This window comes from Anaerolineae bacterium, assembly GCA_035529315.1.
In the GTDB taxonomy this organism is placed as follows: domain Bacteria; phylum Desulfobacterota; class Desulfobacteria; order Desulfobacterales; family ETH-SRB1; genus Desulfaltia.
In genome coordinates, this window is sequence record DATKWZ010000012.1 from 29,811 (window position 1) to 50,826 (window position 21,016).

At 45.2% G+C, this 21,016-nt stretch carries 24 protein-coding genes; 23 read left to right on the top strand and 1 reads right to left on the bottom strand.

The window, feature by feature from the left end:
• The first annotated feature begins 5 nt into the window (after positions 1-5).
• The 3 genes from VMW78_01945 (at position 6) to VMW78_01955 (ending at position 1,070) form a co-directional block, all read left to right on the top strand.
• On the top strand, positions 6-362 hold the full coding sequence (locus tag VMW78_01945) for a hypothetical protein (GenBank protein HUV49770.1): 357 nt from the start codon (positions 6-8) through the stop codon (positions 360-362).
• Positions 363-450: 88 nt separating this feature from the next.
• Positions 451-771, top strand: a complete 321-nt coding sequence (locus tag VMW78_01950) for a hypothetical protein (protein HUV49771.1) — start codon at positions 451-453, stop codon at positions 769-771.
• 20 nt (positions 772-791) lie between these two features.
• On the top strand, positions 792-1,070 hold the full coding sequence (locus VMW78_01955) for an LITAF-like zinc ribbon domain-containing protein (GenBank protein ID HUV49772.1): 279 nt from the start codon (positions 792-794) through the stop codon (positions 1,068-1,070).
• Here the strand turns inward: VMW78_01955 and VMW78_01960 are convergent.
• Positions 1,062-1,463, bottom strand: coding sequence for a 4Fe-4S binding protein (locus tag VMW78_01960; GenBank protein ID HUV49773.1), 402 nt, complete (start codon positions 1,461-1,463; stop codon positions 1,062-1,064). The genes VMW78_01955 and VMW78_01960 overlap by 9 nt on opposite strands.
• 93 nt (positions 1,464-1,556) lie before the next feature.
• Between VMW78_01960 and feoB the strand changes: the two genes are divergently transcribed.
• From feoB to VMW78_02060, 20 genes are all read left to right on the top strand, one after another.
• Complete coding sequence (gene feoB, locus VMW78_01965; GenBank protein ID HUV49774.1) at positions 1,557-3,500, top strand: ferrous iron transport protein B; 1,944 nt, start codon at positions 1,557-1,559, stop codon at positions 3,498-3,500.
• Between the two features lie 21 nt (positions 3,501-3,521).
• Entirely contained in the window at positions 3,522-4,271 is a 750-nt protein-coding gene (locus VMW78_01970; GenBank protein ID HUV49775.1) for a metal-dependent transcriptional regulator, read from the top strand.
• A gap of 49 nt (positions 4,272-4,320) precedes the next feature.
• Positions 4,321-4,947: a hypothetical protein gene (locus tag VMW78_01975; GenBank protein ID HUV49776.1), complete on the top strand. Its 627-nt coding sequence runs from the start codon at positions 4,321-4,323 to the stop codon at positions 4,945-4,947.
• Between the two features lie 36 nt (positions 4,948-4,983).
• Complete coding sequence (gene mamK, locus VMW78_01980) at positions 4,984-6,051, top strand: MamK family actin-like protein (protein HUV49777.1); 1,068 nt, start codon at positions 4,984-4,986, stop codon at positions 6,049-6,051.
• Positions 6,052-6,091: 40 nt separating this feature from the next.
• Positions 6,092-6,418, top strand: coding sequence for a hypothetical protein (locus VMW78_01985; GenBank protein HUV49778.1), 327 nt, complete (start codon positions 6,092-6,094; stop codon positions 6,416-6,418).
• 2 nt (positions 6,419-6,420) lie between these two features.
• Positions 6,421-7,140, top strand: a complete 720-nt coding sequence (locus VMW78_01990; GenBank protein ID HUV49779.1) for a hypothetical protein — start codon at positions 6,421-6,423, stop codon at positions 7,138-7,140.
• Between the two features lie 21 nt (positions 7,141-7,161).
• Positions 7,162-7,836, top strand: a complete 675-nt coding sequence (locus VMW78_01995) for a hypothetical protein (protein ID HUV49780.1) — start codon at positions 7,162-7,164, stop codon at positions 7,834-7,836.
• A gap of 1 nt (position 7,837) precedes the next feature.
• Positions 7,838-8,896, top strand: a complete 1,059-nt coding sequence (locus tag VMW78_02000; protein HUV49781.1) for a hypothetical protein — start codon at positions 7,838-7,840, stop codon at positions 8,894-8,896.
• 4 nt (positions 8,897-8,900) lie between these two features.
• A complete protein-coding gene (locus VMW78_02005) occupies positions 8,901-10,103 on the top strand; it encodes a hypothetical protein (protein ID HUV49782.1) in 1,203 nt (400 codons plus the stop codon).
• 59 nt (positions 10,104-10,162) lie between these two features.
• Positions 10,163-11,605 carry a HEAT repeat domain-containing protein gene (locus tag VMW78_02010; protein HUV49783.1) on the top strand — a complete coding sequence of 481 codons (1,443 nt, stop codon included), beginning with the start codon at positions 10,163-10,165 and terminating at the stop codon, positions 11,603-11,605.
• A complete protein-coding gene (locus VMW78_02015; protein ID HUV49784.1) occupies positions 11,605-12,246 on the top strand; it encodes a hypothetical protein in 642 nt (213 codons plus the stop codon). Before VMW78_02010 ends, VMW78_02015 begins: the two co-directional genes overlap by 1 nt.
• A gap of 13 nt (positions 12,247-12,259) precedes the next feature.
• Positions 12,260-13,126: a hypothetical protein gene (locus VMW78_02020; GenBank protein HUV49785.1), complete on the top strand. Its 867-nt coding sequence runs from the start codon at positions 12,260-12,262 to the stop codon at positions 13,124-13,126.
• Positions 13,123-13,707, top strand: a complete 585-nt coding sequence (locus tag VMW78_02025) for a hypothetical protein (GenBank protein HUV49786.1) — start codon at positions 13,123-13,125, stop codon at positions 13,705-13,707. Before VMW78_02020 ends, VMW78_02025 begins: the two co-directional genes overlap by 4 nt.
• Positions 13,708-13,762: 55 nt before the next feature.
• Positions 13,763-14,950, top strand: coding sequence for a hypothetical protein (locus VMW78_02030; protein ID HUV49787.1), 1,188 nt, complete (start codon positions 13,763-13,765; stop codon positions 14,948-14,950).
• A complete protein-coding gene (locus VMW78_02035; protein ID HUV49788.1) occupies positions 14,951-15,379 on the top strand; it encodes a hypothetical protein in 429 nt (142 codons plus the stop codon). It begins immediately after the preceding gene.
• Between the two features lie 144 nt (positions 15,380-15,523).
• A complete protein-coding gene (locus VMW78_02040) occupies positions 15,524-16,864 on the top strand; it encodes an amino acid carrier protein (protein ID HUV49789.1) in 1,341 nt (446 codons plus the stop codon).
• A 16-nt stretch (positions 16,865-16,880) separates the two neighbouring features.
• Positions 16,881-18,194: a tetratricopeptide repeat protein gene (locus VMW78_02045; protein ID HUV49790.1), complete on the top strand. Its 1,314-nt coding sequence runs from the start codon at positions 16,881-16,883 to the stop codon at positions 18,192-18,194.
• A gap of 106 nt (positions 18,195-18,300) precedes the next feature.
• Entirely contained in the window at positions 18,301-18,912 is a 612-nt protein-coding gene (locus VMW78_02050; GenBank protein HUV49791.1) for a DUF2505 family protein, read from the top strand.
• Positions 18,909-20,615: a hypothetical protein gene (locus VMW78_02055; protein ID HUV49792.1), complete on the top strand. Its 1,707-nt coding sequence runs from the start codon at positions 18,909-18,911 to the stop codon at positions 20,613-20,615. The genes VMW78_02050 and VMW78_02055 overlap by 4 nt, the downstream gene beginning before the upstream one ends.
• A 149-nt stretch (positions 20,616-20,764) precedes the next feature.
• Positions 20,765-21,016: lecithin retinol acyltransferase family protein (locus VMW78_02060; GenBank protein ID HUV49793.1), on the top strand; the 252-nt coding region annotated here is incomplete at its 3' end.

Sequence of the window (21,016 nt, forward strand, 5' to 3'; positions counted from 1 at the left end):
CTTTTATGCAAGAATATCCGCATTGTGCGACATGTGAATTCAGAGGATACAGTGCATATGTATGCAAGCTTCATCACAAAAAGATGACCGGCAAAGAGTGCGATTCCCGAGGCTCCTTAAAATGCATAGGCAAGACAGTGGCTGTTGGAGCAGGAGCCGGCATAATAGCAAGCACTGTCGGTATGATAGCCATGCTCCCCGCCATCGGAATAAAGACGCTCTTTGCCCATCTGCTGGCCGTTAAGGTGGGTGCGGGAGGAGGCGTTGCAGGCGCAGGTGTCAATCTGGCCAGAAAAGCAACAGAAAAAGATCATGCTGAAAAAAAGAAAAAAAGGACGAGAAAACGTATTGTTTTATTTTAACAGGATAGGAATTTTTATTTTTTAGTGAGTAATACCAAATAGTTCAGTAGTCTGCGGTCTTAAAAATCTTGAAAGGAAGTGAAAAGATATGGAAGAGAGACTTGATAGTTACGAAAATACAAAACATTCTATCCGTTTGAAAAATGAAAAAAAGAGAGAGATGGAAGAATTTGATGATGGATTGAGTTTTGTTTCCGAAAGACAGGTGGAGATTTCAGATGTTGTTCAAATCGGCAGCAAGGTTCTTATTGGCGGAGGCCTGGGGCTTCTGGCAGGGATTGCCGCAATTGCGGTTACGGCCAGCGCAGCCGAGATAGTTCTGGCAGGTGTTGTCACAAAGATTGCCGGGCTTGCAGGAGGCGGTCTGGGGTTATCACTTGGGATAAACAAATATAAATCCAAAAAATAGAGGAAGGCGGGAAAAGTCTTATGAGTGTGACAGAAAAGACAAACTATTCCGTGGAGTGCCGCAACTGCAAAACCCCTATGGTTATTCTTAAAATAAAACAGCATTCAGGAAAGTGGCCATTAATGCTGATAGCGGCCGGCGTGTTTTGTTGTCTTTTTGTGATAGGCGCTCTGATTGGAATTCCCATGCTGCTGCTGGGAATTTATATGGCTACAATCAAAAACACCATAAGTTATTGCCCGAACTGCGGATACTATTTCAAGGTGTGGATGGTAAAAGAGAATGAAGGCTCAGGTTAATTTAACCGCACCTGTGATGCAGAATTTAGTGCATGTGCCGCATCCGATGCAGATATCCGGGTCCACATGGCAATAGACGCCGGAAAAGAGCCCTTTTTTGATGACCGATATTGCTTCTCGAGGACAGTTTAAAAAGCAGGTCCTGCAGCCGGCACAAAGTTCCGGGTCAATATTAGCTCTGGAGATTTTCTTCCTGCGTTTTTTGGGAGGGCGATTTCCATCAGGGTCCATGACGGCGCTTCGTGGGCAGATGCTAAAGCATGTGCCGCATTCAATACAGAGGAATGGATCTATATCAAAGCGTTTTTTGATTTCGCCGTCAATGGCGTTTTCCGGGCACTTTTTGGCGCATGTGCCGCAACCGATACAATCTTTGCTGATTTGGTATGTCATAATAAAAAAGGACTCTGTCCGCGGGAAGTTAAAAGTACAGTTGTTTTATCTGATCTTACAAGGAAAAAACATATAAATATTTATCCTAGGGCTATGGAAAAGTCAAGCAAACCACTTTCAATCAAAAAGATTTTCATTGTTGGGCTGCCTAACTCCGGAAAGAGTCAGGTATTCAACAATCTCACAGGGGAGTATGCCTTGGTGGCCAACTCCATGCTGACTACCATTGAAACAAAAAAAGGACACTGCCGGATAGACGGCCAAATCTATGAGGTCGTTGACACCCCTGGTCTTAACTCCATGTACATCCATTCGGAAGAGGAGCTTATGGTTCGCGATGCGATCTTTTCCGAAAGACCGGATGTCATCGTTCAGTGCATTGACGCCAATCGGCTTAAGCAATCTCTTGCTCTGACCGAGGATTTGTTGACATTGGGGATACCGATGGTCATATCTCTAAATGCCATAGATGAGACCGCAAAAAAAGGTATGTGGATTGATTCAGACGAGTTGTCACGTATCCTGGGCATTCCGGTTGTGGAATCCATTGCAGTCTATAGCCTGGGCACAAATGAGCTGAAGAAAGCCATTGTCAGGGCAAGGACAGGAAAAAGGGATGTGCGATACGGTGATATCATAGAAGACGGGCTTTTATCCGTTGAGTCAGGGCTGCCGGATGATCTTGCTTATAAGGCAACAGTGTCTCTTCTTCTCCTGATCGATGATCCATTCATGACAGATAGACTGAAAGAAAAATATGATGAAATAATCTGTGTGAAATTGAGAAAAGAGATAGATAAGATCAAAAGGCAATACAGGGGTAATATCGGCAGGGGGATCATTAACAAACGGAATCGATGGATAGATGATGTTGTGGAGAAGGTGGTCAAGAAACAAAAGGTAGTGTTTAAAGGGTTCTCCATGAGCGTTGCCCGGTTAAGCCGTCATCCTGTGTTCGGGATACCTATCCTCCTTATGGTAGTGTACACCATGTTTTTTCTCGTGATCAATGTGGCCAATGTGGCATCAGAATGGATGAATGACAAGTTATGGCTTCCTGTACAGAGTGCAATAAGCGATATTTCCCCCACGGGATTCTGGCATGATCTTCTGATAGGGGATTACGGTGTGCTCTCCCTGGGGCTGGCCAACGCCCTTTTGACGGTTCTACCTATCTTGGCGGTCTTTTTTCTCATGTTCAATACGCTTGAAGACATTGGATATATTCCTAATCTCTCTGTCTTGACCAAGAGGCTTCTCGGAAAGCTGGGATTGAGTGGCGGCGCAATCATGCCGATGGTTCTTGGTTTTGGTTGTAAGACCATGGCTACCTTGACAACCAGAACCTTGCGATCAAAAAGGGAAAGATATATAGCCGTGTACTTAATAGCCTTTGCAATCCCCTGCTCGGCGCAGATGGGTCTTAATATGAGCATACTCGGGAGGATGGGGATGGGCGCGTTTCTTCTGTTCTTTTCTGTTATGGCTTTCGTGGGATTGGGAGCGGGGATTGTTCTGAACAAAGTTCTTTTGAGGGAGGATAAAGAGAAAATCGCCTTTATACAGGAGCTGCCGGCAATACGGTTGCCTAACCTGAAGGGTGTTCTCAAAAAAACGTATTACAGGCTTTACTGGTTTCTCAAAGAATCGCTGCCTGTTTTTGTTTACGCCGCCCTTGCCCTCTTTACTATCGACAGACTGGGGATTCTGGATGGTATCAAAAAGTTGTTGAGTCCCATTGTTGAGGGGGTATTGGGCCTCCCCTTGGCGATGGTGGACGCCATTATCCTGTGCTTTGCCAGGCACGAAGCAGGTGCGGGCTTGATTATAAATCTCGTAAGAAAAGAACAGTTAAACTATGTGCAATGTATAATAGCTGTTATCATCACCACGATATTTGCCCCTTGTTTTGCTAATATAATGGCCATGACAAAAGAGGTCGGGGGAAAGAACACCCTGGCGATGCTTTTCGGTATCGGTTTAAGCGCCATTGTAACAGCAGGGGCATTGAATTGGGCGCTTGTGGCGCTGCTTTAGAGCTTGGAGGAAGACTGTATCATGGACATGAAAAAGAGACACAAAGAGGAACATCTCGAAAGATTGTGGGGAATGAGAGAGGCAGGGCAGGATTCCATGGATATTCTAAAGGACACCGTGAACGGAGTCTTTGATCCGCGTATAGTTGACGAGTTACTGCAGGAAGGTCAGATTGAATTGACCGATAAAAAGATAGAGCTGACCGAGACCGGCGAGAATAGTGCGCGAAAGATAATACGCGCTCACAGGATAGCCGAGAGATTACTTTATGATATCTTTGGGGAAGAATTTGAGACAGGCGCCTGTGAGTTTGAGCATATCGTCTCCAGCGAACTGGTGGATGGTATCTGCACATTACTTGGTCATCCCAGAGAATGCCCTCATGGGAGACCTATACCTGAAGGGGAATGCTGCCGGAGTTCCGCCAAGACCGCCCATAACGTGGTTAGCTCTCTAACCGAGTTGGAAATAGGCCAGTCCGCTCGGGTTGCCTATATAAACTGCAATGTCGATAAACAGCTTCATAGACTCAACGGCCTCCAGGTCAGACCCGGAGCGATTGTTAAGTTGCATCAGCGATATCCATGCTACGTTATTGAATGCGAAGGCGCTCATATCGCTATGGATGAGGAGATAGTTTCCAATGTCTGCGTGTGGTCCAATGACCGGCAGTTTCAGCCTGTGGAGAAAAAACCTCTTGAGTTGGAGAGGAAAAGCCGGCGTGGCTGGGGCAGACTTATGTTCGGACGTAAAAAGCAAGGCGGGTTATAGGCGCGCATAGTATCTTATAATATAATCCTGCACAGGGGGTGGCTGAATCATGAAAATCGTATCACATGGATTGAATACGTTGAATGAGGCAGGGAAATATACCTGCGCGACAGCTGAATATGCTGGTATGTTTTCGTACAGTTGCTTTAAGAAGGGTGGCGATGCCGTAAAGGTCAATCTGTTAAAAATAACCAGGCCTGTCGCTTCGACCATGTCGCGGCCGTTTGTGTTTATTAAGGAAGGGACGAGCAGGGTCGTTGACAAGACGGCCCGTGGATTGAACACGTTGAATGAAGCAGGGAAATATACCTGCGCGACGGCTGAATATGCGGGTATGGTTTCATGCAGTTGCATGAAGAGGGGCGGCAATGCCGTATGGGGCAATGTGTTAAAGATAACCAGACCTGTTACTTCGACCATATCTCGGCCGTTTGTGTTTATTAAGAAAGGGGCGAGCAAAATCTTTTACAAGACATCCCATGATGTTGAGGCGCTGAAGAGGCTGGAAGATAAGATCTCGCAAATCGAGGGCAGATTATCTTCTATAGAGAAACATGGTGTGGTCCATTCCGCAAGATCGATTTCTCAGGTCAAAGAGACGAAATTAGATACCGGGAAAAAGAAGCTTTTGCATGCGATTGTTGAAGAAAATAAATTGCTGGCCGAGACACTATAAACAGAATTTAATCATTTATTTGGAGCGGGTGAAAAAATGACGGAAACTAAAGTGTTAAATGTTGGGATTGATCTTGGCACCTCAAGAAGTGTCATAGCCGCCGACAACGGCATAAGGGCCTTTATTTCCAGTTATGTTGGGTTTCCCAAAGATGTGGTTTCAAGCAAGATGCTCGGAACAGATATAGTCTTTGGAGATGATGCCCTTGAGAACAGAATGGCTCTCGACCTGTATAGACCTTTTAGTAAAGGTGTGCTCAAGCATTCCGGTTCTTCTGAAAAACATCTCGAAGAATATGAAAAGGCAAAGAGCGTTGCAAAGAAACTTTTGAAACACCTTGTCGGTCTTGCCACAGAAGGGGAAACCGGGGATCTGATCATAAGGGGGGTAATCGGAGCTCCGGCTTTGGCCAGCACGAAAAACAAGAAGGACCTGCTTGATATAGCAGGGGGGATACTTGATGACATCATGGTGGTCTCGGAACCTTTCGCTGTTGCCTATGGACTCGACATCTTTTCCAATGCCCTTATTATAGATATCGGGGCAGGGACTGTTGATTTGTGCAGGATGCACGGAACCATACCATCCGAAGAGGATCAGATAACCACGTTTAAGGCCGGTGATCACATCGACCAGGTTTTTCTCGATCTCATTAAGAAAAAATACAAGGATGCCAATTTTACGGTGACAATGATCAAGAGGTTTAAAGAAGAATGCGCCTTTGTCTCGGCACAGGGTGAGAAGGTTACCATAGATCTTCCTGTCCGAGGCAAACCGACCAGCCATGATGTCACCAGTGAACTCAGAGAAGCTTGCAGTTCTATAGTTCCGGAGATTGTGGAAGGAGTTAGAGATCTTGTTGCCGGTTTTGATCCCGAATTTCAGGACGGGTTAAAAAGAAATGTCATCCTGGCAGGTGGGGGAAGCCAGATCGTGGGACTGAAAAAGGAGATTGAAAGCTATATGAAAGAGACGCTGGGATACGGCAGGGTCAGTAAGGTGGAAGAACCTTTATATGCCGGGGCAAACGGGGCGTTAAAGCTTTGCAAGGATATGCCTGATGAATACTGGGATGAGTTGAAAGGCCGCGCCAAGAAAAAGTGATGTAACAGCAAGTAGTTAAAATTCATGAAAGGGGGAATACATGGGAGAAGGATTCAGGTACAAGATGCAACATTTCGGAGATGCCTTTGCTGATAAGCTGGAAGGGGCGTATGAAGCGATTAAGTCCTCTACCAGGGGGATATTCTTGACCTATGATATGCATGAACTCGAGAATAAGAAGCGCGAGATCGTAAAAAAGATAGGAGAAAGACTGACGGAAGTCAGAAAAAAGTCTCCTGAGCTTGATGTTTTTAAGGACGAAAAAATGATGGGACTCTTTTCGAAATTGGAAGGCTTTGAAAAGCGTATTGAGGAGCGCAAAAAAGAAAGGGCGGAAAGGCTAAACCCTGCCGGATTCACTGGTTAACGATGAAAAGATCGAATGACATCGCAGAGAACGCAGAGGATGACTTCTATGTTAAACCCTGCTCGCAGATAAAGAAAGGCGATTGGCTGGTAGGAATACTCGGCTTGTCCGGTGAGGCTTTGCCCTTGATACGTGAAGAAGTATGGGTGATGAAAAAAGAGTGCGTTCTGGAGCGCGGAGATCGATCAAAACTGGATATATCATACGAAGTGAGCAGCAAGTTGATAAAGAGGAGCGCCATAAAAGCCGGCGCGTTCGGAGGCCTTACATCCGCGCCTGCTGCTTTGCCGGTTATAGGGACTATAGGAACGGCTGTTGTGGGCGCTTTTGCTGATCTGGCCTATCTCCTAAGGACACAAATAGAGCTGTGTTATTCGATATCCGTTGCCTATGATTCGGGGATAGATGAAGATGAGATAAAGGCGGTAACCCTTGCGCTGCTGGGCTTTTCAGGGAGCGCACAGATGGTAAAAGGGATTGCCGCCAGCACCTTTAAAAACATGGTTGATGCGACAGCGGCAAAGTACATCAATAAGGGCATAGCTTATGCGGCGGAGGATGTGACCAGGAAGATCAGCCCCCGATTCTTTGGCAGGGCCTACAAATTGATTCCGTTGATCAGTATCCCGTTGAGCGCTTCCATAAATATAGCTTCAACAATGATGGTGGGAAATCAGGCCAGAAACTATTTTAGCGTCGGAGATGTTATTGTCAAAATTTAGCCAAAGCTGAAAGAGGTGGCTATGAACGAAAGTAAAGAGAATTCTATGATTGCAGACAGCGTGTCAAAGGCAGCACTTCTGAAGAGCGTGCAGGAGGCGGTGAAGAAACTCGAAATGGATTTTCAGGCAAAAAAGCCGGCCGTTGAAGACCTGCTGCGGGAATCGCAGGCAATAGAGCAGGGTATACTCGATATGCTGGATAATCGAGTGCGTCAACTCGTGAGTGAAAATACCGAACTTGAGCAACAGGTTAAAAGTCTGAAGGAACACCTCAACGTTGCCGAAGAGGGGAAGGCACAGGCAGAGAAGAAAGCCGAATCTGCTTTCAACTATGTGGCGAATGCTGAAAACAAAATTAAGAGTTTAACGACCGAGAAAGGTGAGGTAGAAAAACGGGCAAAGACCATTCTCTCGGAAAAGACCGAGCTGCGGAAAGTAGCCGATGCCGCCACCAGGGAGAACGAAGACCTAAGGAAGAAAGTCAAAGCCGCGCTCAATGAAAAGGCTGAAATGGAAAGGAAGCTCGCAGAGGTCGGCAGTAGCAACAAAGCGCTCAACCTGGAGGTGGCTAACTTGAAGGCAGAATTGACCAGAACCGTTGCCACGGCTGAGACAGCCGTCAGAGAAAGGGCTCAGTACCAGGATAAACTTGTCCAGTTCCAGGAAAACTGGGAAAAATACATAGCAGGCAGGTGATATGTCACACAAATTTGACGCGATGAGTAATCAAGAGATATCTGAATTACGCGAGAGGCGTGATTCAGAAAGAATGACTCTAAATAGATTGTCGGAGGAATTGGAGCATATTGATTCTGAAACAGGAAAGGGTTCCGCACAATTGAAAGCGTTCAGAAGAGGACTTGCGGTAACTGAAAGAGAGATAAAGGATAGCCAGGGTGTTATTTTCCTCTTCCGCAGGAAACAGACAGAGATGGAAGAAGGCTCCTCTTTTTTGTTCAAAGAAATTAAGAGCAGAGATGCTGAACTTGCAGAACTTAATAATTTGAAAAATTCTTTAAATAGAAACATCGAAAATGTGGACAAAGACATACAGGAAATTTCTGATAGCAATGCCGCCCTTGATGCTGAGAACATAAAACTGTCTTCCCGTGTGGACGAAATGGAAGCAGAAAAGCTCAAGTTGTCGAACGATATATCCCGTTTTTTATCAAAAACATCCCTGGATAGAGACAAGATTGAAGAGGAATTTAATGAATTAAGCGCTTCTTTTTTGAACAGAATCGCAGAGCGTGATGCTGTTAAGCAACAGTTATCTGAGCTGGAGACAGCAATCAAGGATATGACCGAGGCTATCTCCGGACTTGATGAGAAAGTTGCGTTTCTCGAAGATATTAAGGCCATTCAAGCTGAGAGGGAGGTGCTTAAGGCTGATGTGGAAGAACGGAAACAAGAGTCGGCATTGCTGTCCGCTAAATTAAAAGAGCTTCAGAAAATGCTGGCGGACAATCAAGAACAAGCTGATAGTCTTTCTACTGAAAATGCCGAACAAATATACACCGTAGGTGCTCTTGAAAAAGAAATCATGGTTTATGACAAAGCCGCTACAGGGTTGGATAGCGCCCGGGAAAGGTTGAAAACCTCATACAGGTTGTTTGAAGAAAGTCGGGATGCGCTGAAAAAACTGCTCGTAGATAAGGTCTGGCTTGAAAAGGATATCAGAATGGCAGAAAAGAAGGTTGCCGGGCTGGTGCAGGTTATGAGTTCCATGTTCATCAAAACAGCAGACATGAGGTAATGATATGCCACAATATCCTGGCGCAACAGTGGATGCAAATAAAAATTTGCTCAACTTCCTGGACAAGACCGAAGACCTTCTGCATGCTTCAAAGAAGAAGCAGATCCTTGTGTCCGAGATACGCAAGTCTATAATAGAAATTCAATATATTGAGGCCAAAGTCGCGACAGGCCGCGCAAAGCTTCAGGGAACGAAAAAAGCCATCAGAGAGACCGAGCTCCGTTTGAGTGAGGCTGAAAAGGAGTTGGCCGGCATTCGGGAAGAGAGGGAGGCTGCCGAAAGTAAACACGAGGAGCTAAAGACAATTGAAAAGGAGATCGAAAACAAACAGGCAACTTTGCCGGACATAAAAAGACAAATTGCGCATGTGCGTGGACATGTTGGCAGATTATCGGACAGATTCAAAGATCTTCAATCGATTCACCGGAAGAGCCTGGTCAAAAAGGAGGATGTTGAAAAAAAGATGGCGGGCCTGAAAACAAGGTCAAGCGGATTGGAGAATGAGATTTCTGTGATGAGAAACACGAGAGATATCCTTGTCGGACTGATGCCCGAAGGTTTTGATCCCGATACTTTTGATGCGATTCAGAATCAGGCTGAGATAGAGAAGACAATTAACGACTATATTGCTGAAGTCAATGAACACAAGGAGAGGCTTGAAAAGGAGAAATCCGGGCTCAATACACAAATAGATGAGAAGCACGCGCAGGAAAGGTCCTTTTTGTCAAAAAAGGAGGATCTGAAAGAGAAGATCCAGCATCTTACGACCGACGTGGGAGGCGATGTTGAGAAAGCGACAATAGTGGATGAAGTAAATAGGCTGCGAGACGAAAAGGAACGTCTGGTAGCGGAGTTTGAACAAGCTGCTAAAGAGACAAATGAATTAAACTCCGGAATTAAGAGCCTGGACGATGAGCTGGAACAGGGAAAAAGACTGAAGCAAGAGTTAGCCGAAAGGTATTCACGTCTGACCTCCCTAAAGCAGGAGATGGACAAATTTGATGACATAGACGCTGAAATTGAAAGACTTCAGAATGAGATTCAAAAGCATGACAGGGATTCAAATGTTAATGTCAGGTTAACCGAGATCATTAACAGCATTAAACAGGATGCAGGCTTGATGAATGGCAAGCTGCAATCCGCCATTGAAGAGTATGACAAGCCTTTTCGTAATTTCTACAAATGGGCAAAATCGCAGGACATTTAGTCGCGGTTGGGGCAAAACCCCCTGAGTTCGAAATCAGAGTTTAAAGCAAGGAGGCAGTTATGGAAAATTCTTATCACGAAAGATCAGGATTCATAGGTGGTGTGGCCAGGGTGTTGAACTTTGGGGGCAGAGCAATGGTGTCTGCGTATGATGTGACATCCGACGCTCTTAACAAACTTTTCACCGCGGCAAAAAAATCGACGTTTTTGCCGGAAAAAGTAGCAGGCATGTTTACCTCAGGTCTTGGCATGTCAAGACCGAGTGAAACCAGACGCCTGGAGGATAAGATTGAAGAATACGAAAGGAAGATAAAGGCATTGTATCTTGAGATAGGCAAGGAAGGAGCAAATTATTCGGGTGATGAGAGTGCTCTGCAAACAGAGCCGATCAAGAAGCTTATCGCTGATGTAAGGGAATATGAGAAAGAGATACAGCGGCTGAAGGACCGTATCGTTGAGGCCAGAGAACAGAAAAAGGCGGAAGCTGTGAGGGGGAAGAAGCTCAGGAAAGCGGCCGGACTGTCTAAAGAAAGCGATAAGGCGGCGGCGGATGACAGGGTGAACAAGAATGTTGAATCCGCCATAGCAAGGGCCTTAAGACATGGCGAATTTGAGACGCTCTCAGAGCGGGAAATATTCAACAAGATCGCAAATGACCTCCTTGATGCTGAGATAGATATCAAAATCCTTGCAGCCGCAGAGCTTGGAAAGATAGCATCTGTTGCCTCTGTTCCCATCCTTATGGAGGCTGTAAAATTTGATAATCCGGAGCTGACTTCCGAAATAATAAATTCGCTCATCTCAATAGGTGATGCCCGGGCCATTCCTGTTTTCAAGGGAAATGCTGATCACCAGGACCACAGGATACGCACAGGATGTCTCAGAGGGCTTTACAAGATGGCAGAGAATGAAGAAGCGATACCAGTGATGACAAAGGCCTTGAGGGATGAAAATCCTGAAGTGAGGAGAACCGCGGCTACTTTTATCGGCTGGAAAGACTATACGGACGTTGTGCCTTCGCTGGTGCAATGTCTTAGAGACGAAGATTCAAGGGTCAGGAAGGCGACTGTAACGGCTCTTGCCAATATCAAGGATATTTCTGCTGTGTTGCCTTTAATCAAGGTGTTGAAGGATAAGGAGCTTGATATCAGAGAGAAAGCATTTGAAGCTATCAAGGTGATCAGCGGTGAAGATATAACATTTGACATTAATGCATCGGGGAAGGAATTGACCGAGGCGATCAATAATCTCAGGAATTGGTGGCAACAAGAAAGGTTTAACAGGGTTGATGTAAGCGAATCCGGGGTTGCCGCAGAGGTTGCCGAATCTGGAGCAGAGGCTGTTGAAGAGGCTGCCGCGTCGGAAGAGTCTGAATTTACAGAGGAGAGCTTGATGAGGATTACAAAGGCGGAGCTTCTTTCCATCTGTGAAGAACGCGGCATTGAATATAATGAGAAACAAACCAAGGCTGAACTTACCCGGCTTATTCTTGGGGAGAAATAATGAATATTGCTGAAGACGATTACATACAAAGCCCTTCTTCGGGAGTGATGGAAGACAGGTGGATTAAAAAGAAGGAAGCCTTGTTAAAAAGCCTCTCAAAAGGCGGGGGTGTCTTGAAGATCGACAGAGAAAATCTCACCATGGAAAAGAAAAGGGTAGTTTCCGAGGTTGAGAGGCTTGAAGAAGAAAACCATTTGATGTCCAGGAGTGTCAGGGATTTCCAACTCCAGCTTTCGGAAAAGAGAAGAAAAAGCCGGATATTGCTTAAGAGGTCGGATGTTCTCAAGAAGAAACTGGTGAGGTTGTTAGCAAGAGAGCGCGACATTATAAACGAAATACAATTTTATGAGGCAGAAAAAGCTAAACTTTCCGATACACACCTGGAAGTCTCGGAAAGACTCCGCGCCGAGATCTCCGTCCTTGGCAGTACTGTTAAGGGTATAGATTTTATGAAGGGTGAGATGGAGGTGTTCATAAACAAAATGGGCATGCTTGAGCGTGAGGTTCCCGTGAAAGCTACCAATGTGGATAATCTCGATGAAAAAATTACCGGGGGCATCAAGGCGCTGAAAGATCTCTACAACAGGATGCAGGTTGTTGAAAGAAAGGTCAAGACTAATTACTACACAAACAAAAGATAACAATGGGGTGGCCATGACTATTATTGATACATCAAAGCGGAAGCAAAATCAGGAAATTGGCGAATCCATGGAAATGCCTGTTTGGGGAAATCAGCAGAATGTCGACGAACGTTTGAAGGAGATATTACAGCAACAAGCTACCGGCCAATCACGGATAGAAAAGGTCCAGGAGACTATTATGCCCAAAATAAAGGAACTCGAGGCCTTAAAACAGGGTGTTTATGCAGTTGACCTGGAAAAGACCGTAAATGACATGTTTATGGTTATTAAGAACATGGAGGTTCAGCTTCAAAGAGTGCTGAAAATAAACTCGGTTCTCGAAAAAGATCTCAATGAGTCCAAGGAGATGATGGCTGATTTAAAGAGAGCGAAATCAAAGCTCAAGGAGACCATTGCCCGAATGGCAGAGGAGATGCCATCTAAAAGGGAGTTGCAGATAGAGACCGACCAGCTGACAGAGGAAAGAAACGACGTCCAGGCGAGCATCAGCGAGATGAAGTCAAGGACAACAAAGCTCCAGGAAGCTGTTATTGAATACCAAAAAAGGTGCGGCAGTCTGGAGGAAGAAAAGACGGATCTTATGTCAGAGATAACCTTCCTTGACTCCAGATTGAATAACGCTTTGGAAAAGATTGCCGAGTATGGAAATGAGATAAATGTGTTAAAAGGTGAAAAGCTGGTTTATGTGGGAAAGACAAAAACCCTTGAGGAAGAGTTGAAGGAAGCGCTGGATGATAAGTACATGCTTATGAATGAGCTTAAAAAGTCAAAAACAGTGGTAAACAAGCTTCATTCCGCTTTTTCCGATAAAAAGCTTCAGGCGAAAAAGGCGTTTTATGAAAGTGGGAGTGAGCGACAATTGAAAGGCAGAGAATTATGATGGAAGACATTAAGGGAGCACAAGATCCCGAAGATGCAGCCATGGGCGAAGAAGAATACGAGAAAATTGTAGACGAACTCAGGGGATTTAATGAGTTTCAGAATACAAAGACATTTTTAGAAGCGGAAAACAGCAGGCTTAAGAATGAGATAGATGCCATGACCGCTGAGCTTGAAGGAATAAGTATAGCCATGTCTTCAGTTGAGGCGTACATGGTATCATATGGTAGCAGAACAAGAAAGTGTGTCGAAAACATAGAAAAAACAGGGCCCAAAAGAGATGTGTTAACTGCGGAAATTAGCGATCTGCGCCTCAAAGTAAAGGCTGCAACAAAGGATGTGGAATCAACCTTGAATCTCACAAACATGTTAAAAGATGAGCTGAATCAAATAGAGGCGGAAAAGAAAATCGTCGCCAAACGACTTGATGATATCAACATCGGACTCCAGCAAATTTCCAGTGATAAAGATGTCAAGTTCCCACATCTGAAGAGGTATGATGGAATGTTCAAGCAAATACATAATGTTTTTATGGAGACTCAAAACAGGATGGAAGTTTCCCTGATGCTTAAAGGCAGATAAACCCGTAACCCAGGGGTTAACGAGACATACACAAAGAACCGGGAGGTAGAGAAAAATGGCAGATGAAAAAGAATTTTTAAGCGAACAAAAAGAGCGTTTCGAGGCATTTAAGAGCCAGACCCTTGGCGGATATGCCCAGCCAATCGGGGAAAGTGACAAAAAGGCTGACGAGCGGATTGAAAAAGCAGAGGGGGCTTCGCTCAAGCCGGTGATCGCCAGCGAAAGAGAGATTGGGGAAGATGCGGAAAGCCCGGATGGGCCGGTAGGTCTGGATATAGGGACCAGCCATATCGTAGCAGCCCAAGAGAAGTTTAAGCACATTCATGTGGTTAAACAGTTGAACGCATTTTTTACGGTTCCCAAATCAAAATTTTCCAGGAGTATTCTTAACAAAAATCAGGTCATGTATTATGAACGAGGGGACTTGTTTTACGTCATCGGCTATTCCGCCGAAAGTTTTGCAAACATGTTTAATATGAATAGCAGGCAGCCCGTAAAAGAAGGGTTTTTGAGTTCACATGAAGAAGAGGGCATGAGCGTTATCAAGGCCATAGTGGGCACACTTATTAAAAAACCCAGGAATTTCGGTGAGACACTATGTTTTGCCATTCCTGGCGAACCCATTGATGGAGGAGGCTCTGTGGTGTATCATGAGTCGGTAATCAAAAGGTTTCTTGGCAGCATGGGATATTCCCCTGTCTCCATAAACGAAGGAATGGCTATAGTAGTGTCCGAGCTTGCAAGCGATGACTATACAGGCATAGGAATAAGCATGGGCGGAGGAATGTGCAATGTCTGTCTCTCGTACCTCTCTTTTCCTGTAATTACCTATAGCATTAAGAAGGCAGGCGATTATATAGATTCAATGGTTGAAGCATCTGTGGGAGTACCTGCCACAAAGATAAAGGTTATAAAAGAGGAGGGGTTGGATCTCTCAAAGGAACCGACAGACAGGATAACGACAGCGCTGCATATCTTTTATGATGAACTCATTTTTAGCCTGCTTGACAGCCTCCAGCGGGTGCTTACTTCGACAGACAAGGTGCCAAAGATCTCAAGCCCCATCCCGATCGTTTTGAGCGGGGGCACGGCCATGCCGAAGGGATGCAAGGAGAAGTTTGAAAAGGTTCTCAATAGTATTCAATTACCCATTGAAATTTCCGGCGTCCGCCTTGCTGAAGACCCTCTTAACACAACTGCCAAGGGTGCGTTGATAATGGCGATGACAGAGGCGAAAAGCTGAATGCCGGCTCCGATAATTATTTTTTCAACAGATAGACTCAGGGGCGGAATAACACAGAAGGTGTTGAAACGAACCGGTTTTGAATCTCTGGTGGTTAACAGAGTTCTGGATGCCGGAGATGTTATAGCCGATAATTTCCCCACGGTTGTGATTTTTGACGCAAAAGGCGTTTTTCCGGACGAGTTGAATTCGTTGAGAAATTTGTGCCGAACTCTTCAGAATACCGCTGTAATTGTCATTGGAGATCGGTCAATTGTGGATACATTCGAGGGAGAGGCTGTTCAAAACGGCTGTTGTCTCGCTGATCCCTTTGATCCCGAGCTTATTGCTTCAAAGGTCAAGCAGATTCTTTCTTTAAAAGCAAAGGGAAAACATTTACAGGGACATGGACTTGAATCCGACTTGAAACAGTTTTTGAAATTGGATTGACCCATCAAATTTGACTTTGATGTTCCCCTAACCCGGATTATTCACTAAATTTCAGAGATCATAACAAATGACTCTTATAGGCCGTAACTGCCTGAATCTGACAGGCATACAGGAGGAGTTGCTATAGTTACATTAGCAAAATGGATATGGGACCCGGTACTTTGCCTTGTTTATCTGGAATTGGGCATAGTTTTTTTATACCTTACCCGTGGTATTGCCTGGAAAAAAGGGATACCCGTATTTTTAAAAATCATTCGAAGCGACCGGTCAAAATCCAGCGACAGACTTGTTTCGCACAAAAAGGCATTTTTTTCCGCCGTAGCCGCGACAGTAGGGATCGGCAATATCGCCGGAGTTGGAACCGCAATCCACCTTGGGGGGCCGGGCGCTTTGTTCTGGATGTGGGTGTCTGCTCTTTTCGGCATGTTTTTCAGAATGGCCTCTACCTATATGGCAATCAAAATGCGGCCTGCTGATGAAAACTCTTTATCCTTTGCCACACCAATGGTCTATCTTGAAAAATATATGACAGGAAAATGGGCTTTTATCTCTAAACTGGTAGCGTGTCTTCTATTAATTCAGGGAGTAGTCCTTTACAATTTGGTACAGGCTAACTCCCTGGCCCAGGCAGTACACAACAGGTTCGACGTTCCCAATCTGTTGATCGCGTTTTTAATGACCCTTTGTGTCGGCATGGTCATCCTGGGTGGTTTAAAGAAAATTGTCAATTGTTGCTCGGCAATAGCTCCTGCTGTAATTGCCATCTATGTTGTTACCGGACTTCTGGTGCTCCTGTTTCATCCTGCTCAGACAATAAAAGCACTTGGCCAGGTTTTTTCTTGTGCCTTCATGCCCTATTCCATTGCCGGAGGGGTTGCTGGTTATGCTGTTCTTCAAGCAATGCAGTTTGGTATTTCCCGCGGAGTGTTTTCACATATGTCAGGTATGGGTACGAGTACCTTTTTACAGGGAGCAAATAAAGAGGCCCCTGCAATGGGGGCATTTATGTCGGCAATTACCCCTGTTGTTGATACGGTAATAATATGCAGTATTACCGGCCTGGTGATTCTTTCTACTTCTAATTGGCAGTATCAAACCGGAGCACATCTCACAGCAGCCTCCTTTGAGGCAGGTCTCGGCTTTCTCGGCCAGATAGTTGTCGTTGTAAGTCTTATTGTTTTTGCTCTTACAACGATTGCCGCATTTGCTCATATCTCGGAAAGATGTTTTAAATATCTCGGAGGTACAAATTCCTTTTATTATCGAATCGTCTTTCTTGTTGTAACCTTTCTTGGCCCTTTTCTCAATTTACGGTTTGTATGGTCTCTCAGCGACATTATTATAGCGATGATTATTGTTTTTCACCTGCTTCCTCTTCTGTATATCACTCTTAAAAACCGTAAAGAAATGTGCAAAGATCTGCAGGCGCTCGCAGAGGAAAGTATTGATATAAAACGTCATCGAAAACCATCAAATACCTGTTGAAACAATAAGCGCTAAAATGGCATATTATTACTATTATCGCAAAGAAGGTCTTGCTTCCTTAAATTCAGGAAGATATGGAGAAGCAATAGAGTCCTTTTCCAAGGCAATAATCATAGATCCGGACGATGATTATCTTTATTTCTGCCGGGGAAGGACCTATAAGGAATCCCTGAAATATAAAAAAGCAATTTCCGATTATAACAAGGCAATAGAACTGAATCCTGATGTTGTCGAATATTATAGTTGGAGAGGAGAAGCTTACCGGGCATTAAAGGAGTTTGAAAAAGCAATTGAAGACTATAACAAGGCAATTAAATTAAACCCCGAAGATGCCAATTCTTATTATTGCAGAGGTCTTTTATGTTACGAGATGGGAAGATGCGACCTCGCGATAATGGATTATCAAAAAGTCATCGAACTCGATCCCGGCAGGAAAGATGTTCACGATATCATCGCGTGCTTTAAGAAAAAACTACATAATGAGTCTTTTGATGTAAATATAAGTAAAGCAGGCTCACAGTTTTTAGATTTGAATGAGCAGATAGATATTCTGAACAATCTGACCGGATTACAAAGAGTAAAAAAGGAAGTAAACACACTTGTCAACCTTGTTATGGCAAATAAAGAACGTAAAAAACGTGGACTTCCGGTTGCTCCCATGTCTTTGCATCTTGTTTTCACCGGCAATCCCGGAACAGGCAAGACAATTATAGCCAGATCGCTTGCCGGAATCTTCAGGGCACTGGGTTTGCTTTCAAAAGGGCACCTGGTGGAAGTAGATCGTTCCGGGCTTGTGGCGGGTTATATGGGACAAACAGCGCTTAAGGTAAGGGATGTTGTTGATCAATCATTAGGTGGCGTATTGTTTATTGATGAAGCCTATTCCCTGGTGTCAGGTGGGGATGACTCGGATTTTGGCAGGGAGGCGATTGATACATTGCTGAAAGTAATGGAAGACCATCGAGATAATCTCATTGTTATTGTTGCCGGTTATCCTGACAAGATGATGAAATTCCTGGGGGTGAATCCAGGGTTAAAATCGCGCTTCAACAAGTTTATTCGCTTCGATGATTACAACTCTCTCGAGCTGTTTGAGATTATGAAACTCATGTGCGGCAATGCAGGATACAAAATCACCCCCAAAGCCATGGTTTATTTAAAGCTATTCTTCAGAGAAGTATCGGGACCGGGGGATAAAAAATTCGGCAACGCAAGGGGCGTCAGAAATATTTTTGAAAAAGCGGTGGCAAATCAGGCAAATCGTGTTGTCTCACTTTCAGAATGTACGGATGAAGATTTAATGACCCTTGATGATATCGATTTTCTTTGATAAGGTTTGTCGTTTTGAGGAGATGAAGATAAAGCGCTCAAAATAAGCGCGCCTAACCCAAGGGCGCAAGGAACAGACCTGTCCGGGTTAGGCAAGAGAGGTTTGCATGGAATTCCGTCTGGAAAATGAGATCCCTGTGTCGGCACAAGAATTGTGGCATGCTTTATATACCCCCGAGTTCGATAGCTTTGTGGCCAGAGAATGCGAACTTTATCCCCATGTACAGATCAAAAGACAGTCCTCGAGTTGTTTGATACGCAGGCAGGTGAGAATCAGACTTGCCTGCGTGGATATGCCTGATATTGTCCGTAGTGCTGTAAAAAAGGTGTTTGTGGGGGATGAAATAATCTACGAAGAAATACAGAAGAAAAACTCGAATCGTTTTGAAATGCGCTGGAGAATTCATCCTCCGGTGTTCAAAGAAAAATTTCACGCTTCAGGAGTATTGCGACTCGCATCCATTGATGGAAGCCGGTGTCTCCGAATTATGGAAGGGAGGATACATGTTGGGCTGTTCGGAGTGGGTGGCTTACTGGAACGGATAACTGCGGAGCAAGTAAAAAGGACAAGCGATCAATTCTGCCAAGTGGTGGCCAAATGGAACCCTGAGAATGCCGAATGTGGTGGCAGAGATAGACCAAAACAGGTGGCTGGATTATTCCGGAGTTGCAGGCCGAATTCAACGAAAGAGTCATACAACAGTGGGGTGAATACATGAAAGCCGCAAAGTCTTTATTGATTATAGTGTTAATCCTTGCATTTTTTCTCGCTTCCCCTGTGTCGCATGCCGAGGATATCCCCGAAGGGATCATATTCGTCGACAAGTCCGGATCAGTGAAAAAGCACGATGCCGGGCTGAAATCGAGAGACCTGCTAATTGCATTCCTCAGAACCCTCAAAAAACCCTTCAGAATAGTACTTGCCGGATTTAATGAGGAAATTTACGAGTACATCAGCGTAGTCACTGACACTAAAGCGGATATTGAGGCGCTGGCCGGAGAGATAGAGAAAATCGATGCCCACAGCTACTGTACCGACCTGGAGATTCCTTTCAGATATCTGCTTGAACGGGAGGGCAAGGAAACAATCAAGTTCGCGTTGATTATTTCCGACGGCGAACCTGATATATGGGACGGCAAACTCCGCCACTTCAGTAAAAGGGTGAAATCCGATCCAAGGTACGAACACCTTAACAGTCAGTACCGTATGCTTAAGGCTTCGGGACTTTCCCCGGACGAACTCTTTGAACGTTTGGGACACCTTTATCACGAAAGGAACCTTGAGCTGATTGAAGAACAGTTGTCCGGTTTAAGGGGTCGGACAGGTGACAGAATCCTTCTGTGGGACCTTTCCGGTGAGTCAGCTTACCTTAAAAGCTGGGCTGAGAAGTGTGGCGCGCAGTATCTGCCAATGAAAACAGAACAGAACCTGACGCCTGTTGATTTCTTGAGATACGTGACGTTATCTTTGTCGGCAAGATCAAGCAGTATTACCCATTCGCCGCCTTCACAACATTATGGGATACCCGGCAAGTCACCATTGCCCACACCCGTTGAGCCGAAGCCGGAGACCAGTCCCGAGCAGAGGCCGGAGAGGGCTCATGCAACGGTGACTTCTCAGCCGGTATCGCCTGACATGGGTGATGAGCCCAAAAAGCCTGTGGGGCAGAGTCAAAAACAGATCGTTCGAGATGGTGTAAACGGCTCGGCTATCGCTGGTGCGGTGACGTTGTTCGTGGTGATTATCGGGGGCAATATAATTATGCTTGGCAGGTTTCGTAAAAAGGCGGCGCTAACCAGTCTCAAAAGGGAGTTGGAGGTCGAGCTGGAGGGTGAAACAAGGTCGATCAGGAAGCAGAGGCTAAGTGAAATGGAGGCGGAAGTTGAGGCGGAAATTAGGTCCACAAGGGGGCAGAGGCTAAGCAAAATGGAGGCTGAACTTGCGACCGAAAAGGAGAGAAAAAAGAAAGAGATTGAAAGGGAGCTGTCCGAGTACGGAAAGTCCGTAGAGCAAGAGATTGAAGCTGAGAAAGAGAGAAAAATGCAGGAGCTTGAAGCCAATGCCGGTGTGATGCAGCCCGATATTTCGACCGAATCCTTCGAGCGCAAGAAGGAGCTGGAGGCGGAGGTTGAGGGTGAAATAAGGTTGATCAGGGAACAGAGGTTGTCTGAACTGGAAGCTGAACTTACTGCTGAAAAGGAGAGGAAGAACGAGGAGCTTGAAAAGGGTCTTTCAGAGTATCGCAGGGGCATTGAGTCAGAGGTAAAAGCCGAGAAAGAGAAAAAGATGAGGGTTTTTGAGGAGGAGCTTTCGGAGTACTGGAAGACGGTTGAATCAGAGGTAAAAGCCGAGAAAGAGAAAAGGATGGGGGTTTTTGAGAAGGAGCTTTCGGAGTACTGGAAGACAGTTGAACCGCAATAGCGAGTGCATTCCCTGTAGCTTGCTGCGGGGTTCTTCAATCAGACGTGCAAATTGAGAAAGGGGAGAGGGCGCTGAACAAAATCTCCGAATGGACGGAACAGTAATCTGGGGGAAATCAGAATCTTATGGAGATTGAAGGGGCCGTTTAGATGAAATTTGATCGTTTAAAATCCGAGCGTTTAACCGAGGCGGATCTTTTGCCTGGTGATCATATCTGTGTCAGGCGAAGAGGCAGGTTCTATGCTCACCACGGGATTTATATCGGCTATGAAAAGGTTATTCATTTCACCGGCTCAATAAGGGAAAAGGTAGACCCGGAGGTTCATGAAACAGACCTGTCCAGGTTTCTGAAAGGCGGAATACTCAGACGGCGTGAATACGAAAAAAGGCTTCCGGCCTCC

Bases quoted from the DNA above. Each gene is read 5' to 3' on its own strand.
- VMW78_02015 (HUV49784.1), top strand. From the start codon at position 11,605: ATGAATATTGCTGAAGACGATTACATACAAAGCCCTTCTTCGGGAGTG.
- VMW78_02035 (HUV49788.1), top strand. From the start codon at position 14,951: ATGCCGGCTCCGATAATTATTTTTTCAACAGATAGACTCAGGGGCGGA.
- VMW78_01955 (HUV49772.1), top strand. From the start codon at position 792: ATGAGTGTGACAGAAAAGACAAACTATTCCGTGGAGTGCCGCAACTGC.
- VMW78_02050 (HUV49791.1), top strand. From the start codon at position 18,301: ATGGAATTCCGTCTGGAAAATGAGATCCCTGTGTCGGCACAAGAATTG.
- VMW78_02005 (HUV49782.1), top strand. From the start codon at position 8,901: ATGCCACAATATCCTGGCGCAACAGTGGATGCAAATAAAAATTTGCTC.
- VMW78_02010 (HUV49783.1), top strand. From the start codon at position 10,163: ATGGAAAATTCTTATCACGAAAGATCAGGATTCATAGGTGGTGTGGCC.
- VMW78_02020 (HUV49785.1), top strand. From the start codon at position 12,260: ATGACTATTATTGATACATCAAAGCGGAAGCAAAATCAGGAAATTGGC.
- VMW78_01995 (HUV49780.1), top strand. From the start codon at position 7,162: ATGAACGAAAGTAAAGAGAATTCTATGATTGCAGACAGCGTGTCAAAG.
- VMW78_02055 (HUV49792.1), top strand. From the start codon at position 18,909: ATGAAAGCCGCAAAGTCTTTATTGATTATAGTGTTAATCCTTGCATTT.
- VMW78_01950 (HUV49771.1), top strand. From the start codon at position 451: ATGGAAGAGAGACTTGATAGTTACGAAAATACAAAACATTCTATCCGT.
- mamK (HUV49777.1), top strand. From the start codon at position 4,984: ATGACGGAAACTAAAGTGTTAAATGTTGGGATTGATCTTGGCACCTCA.
- VMW78_01975 (HUV49776.1), top strand. From the start codon at position 4,321: ATGAAAATCGTATCACATGGATTGAATACGTTGAATGAGGCAGGGAAA.
- VMW78_02025 (HUV49786.1), top strand. From the start codon at position 13,123: ATGATGGAAGACATTAAGGGAGCACAAGATCCCGAAGATGCAGCCATG.
- VMW78_01985 (HUV49778.1), top strand. From the start codon at position 6,092: ATGGGAGAAGGATTCAGGTACAAGATGCAACATTTCGGAGATGCCTTT.
- VMW78_01970 (HUV49775.1), top strand. From the start codon at position 3,522: ATGGACATGAAAAAGAGACACAAAGAGGAACATCTCGAAAGATTGTGG.
- VMW78_02000 (HUV49781.1), top strand. From the start codon at position 7,838: ATGTCACACAAATTTGACGCGATGAGTAATCAAGAGATATCTGAATTA.
- feoB (HUV49774.1), top strand. From the start codon at position 1,557: ATGGAAAAGTCAAGCAAACCACTTTCAATCAAAAAGATTTTCATTGTT.
- VMW78_01960 (HUV49773.1), bottom strand. From the start codon at position 1,463: ATGACATACCAAATCAGCAAAGATTGTATCGGTTGCGGCACATGCGCC.
- VMW78_02030 (HUV49787.1), top strand. From the start codon at position 13,763: ATGGCAGATGAAAAAGAATTTTTAAGCGAACAAAAAGAGCGTTTCGAG.
- VMW78_01945 (HUV49770.1), top strand. From the start codon at position 6: ATGCAAGAATATCCGCATTGTGCGACATGTGAATTCAGAGGATACAGT.
- VMW78_02045 (HUV49790.1), top strand. From the start codon at position 16,881: ATGGCATATTATTACTATTATCGCAAAGAAGGTCTTGCTTCCTTAAAT.
- VMW78_01990 (HUV49779.1), top strand. From the start codon at position 6,421: ATGAAAAGATCGAATGACATCGCAGAGAACGCAGAGGATGACTTCTAT.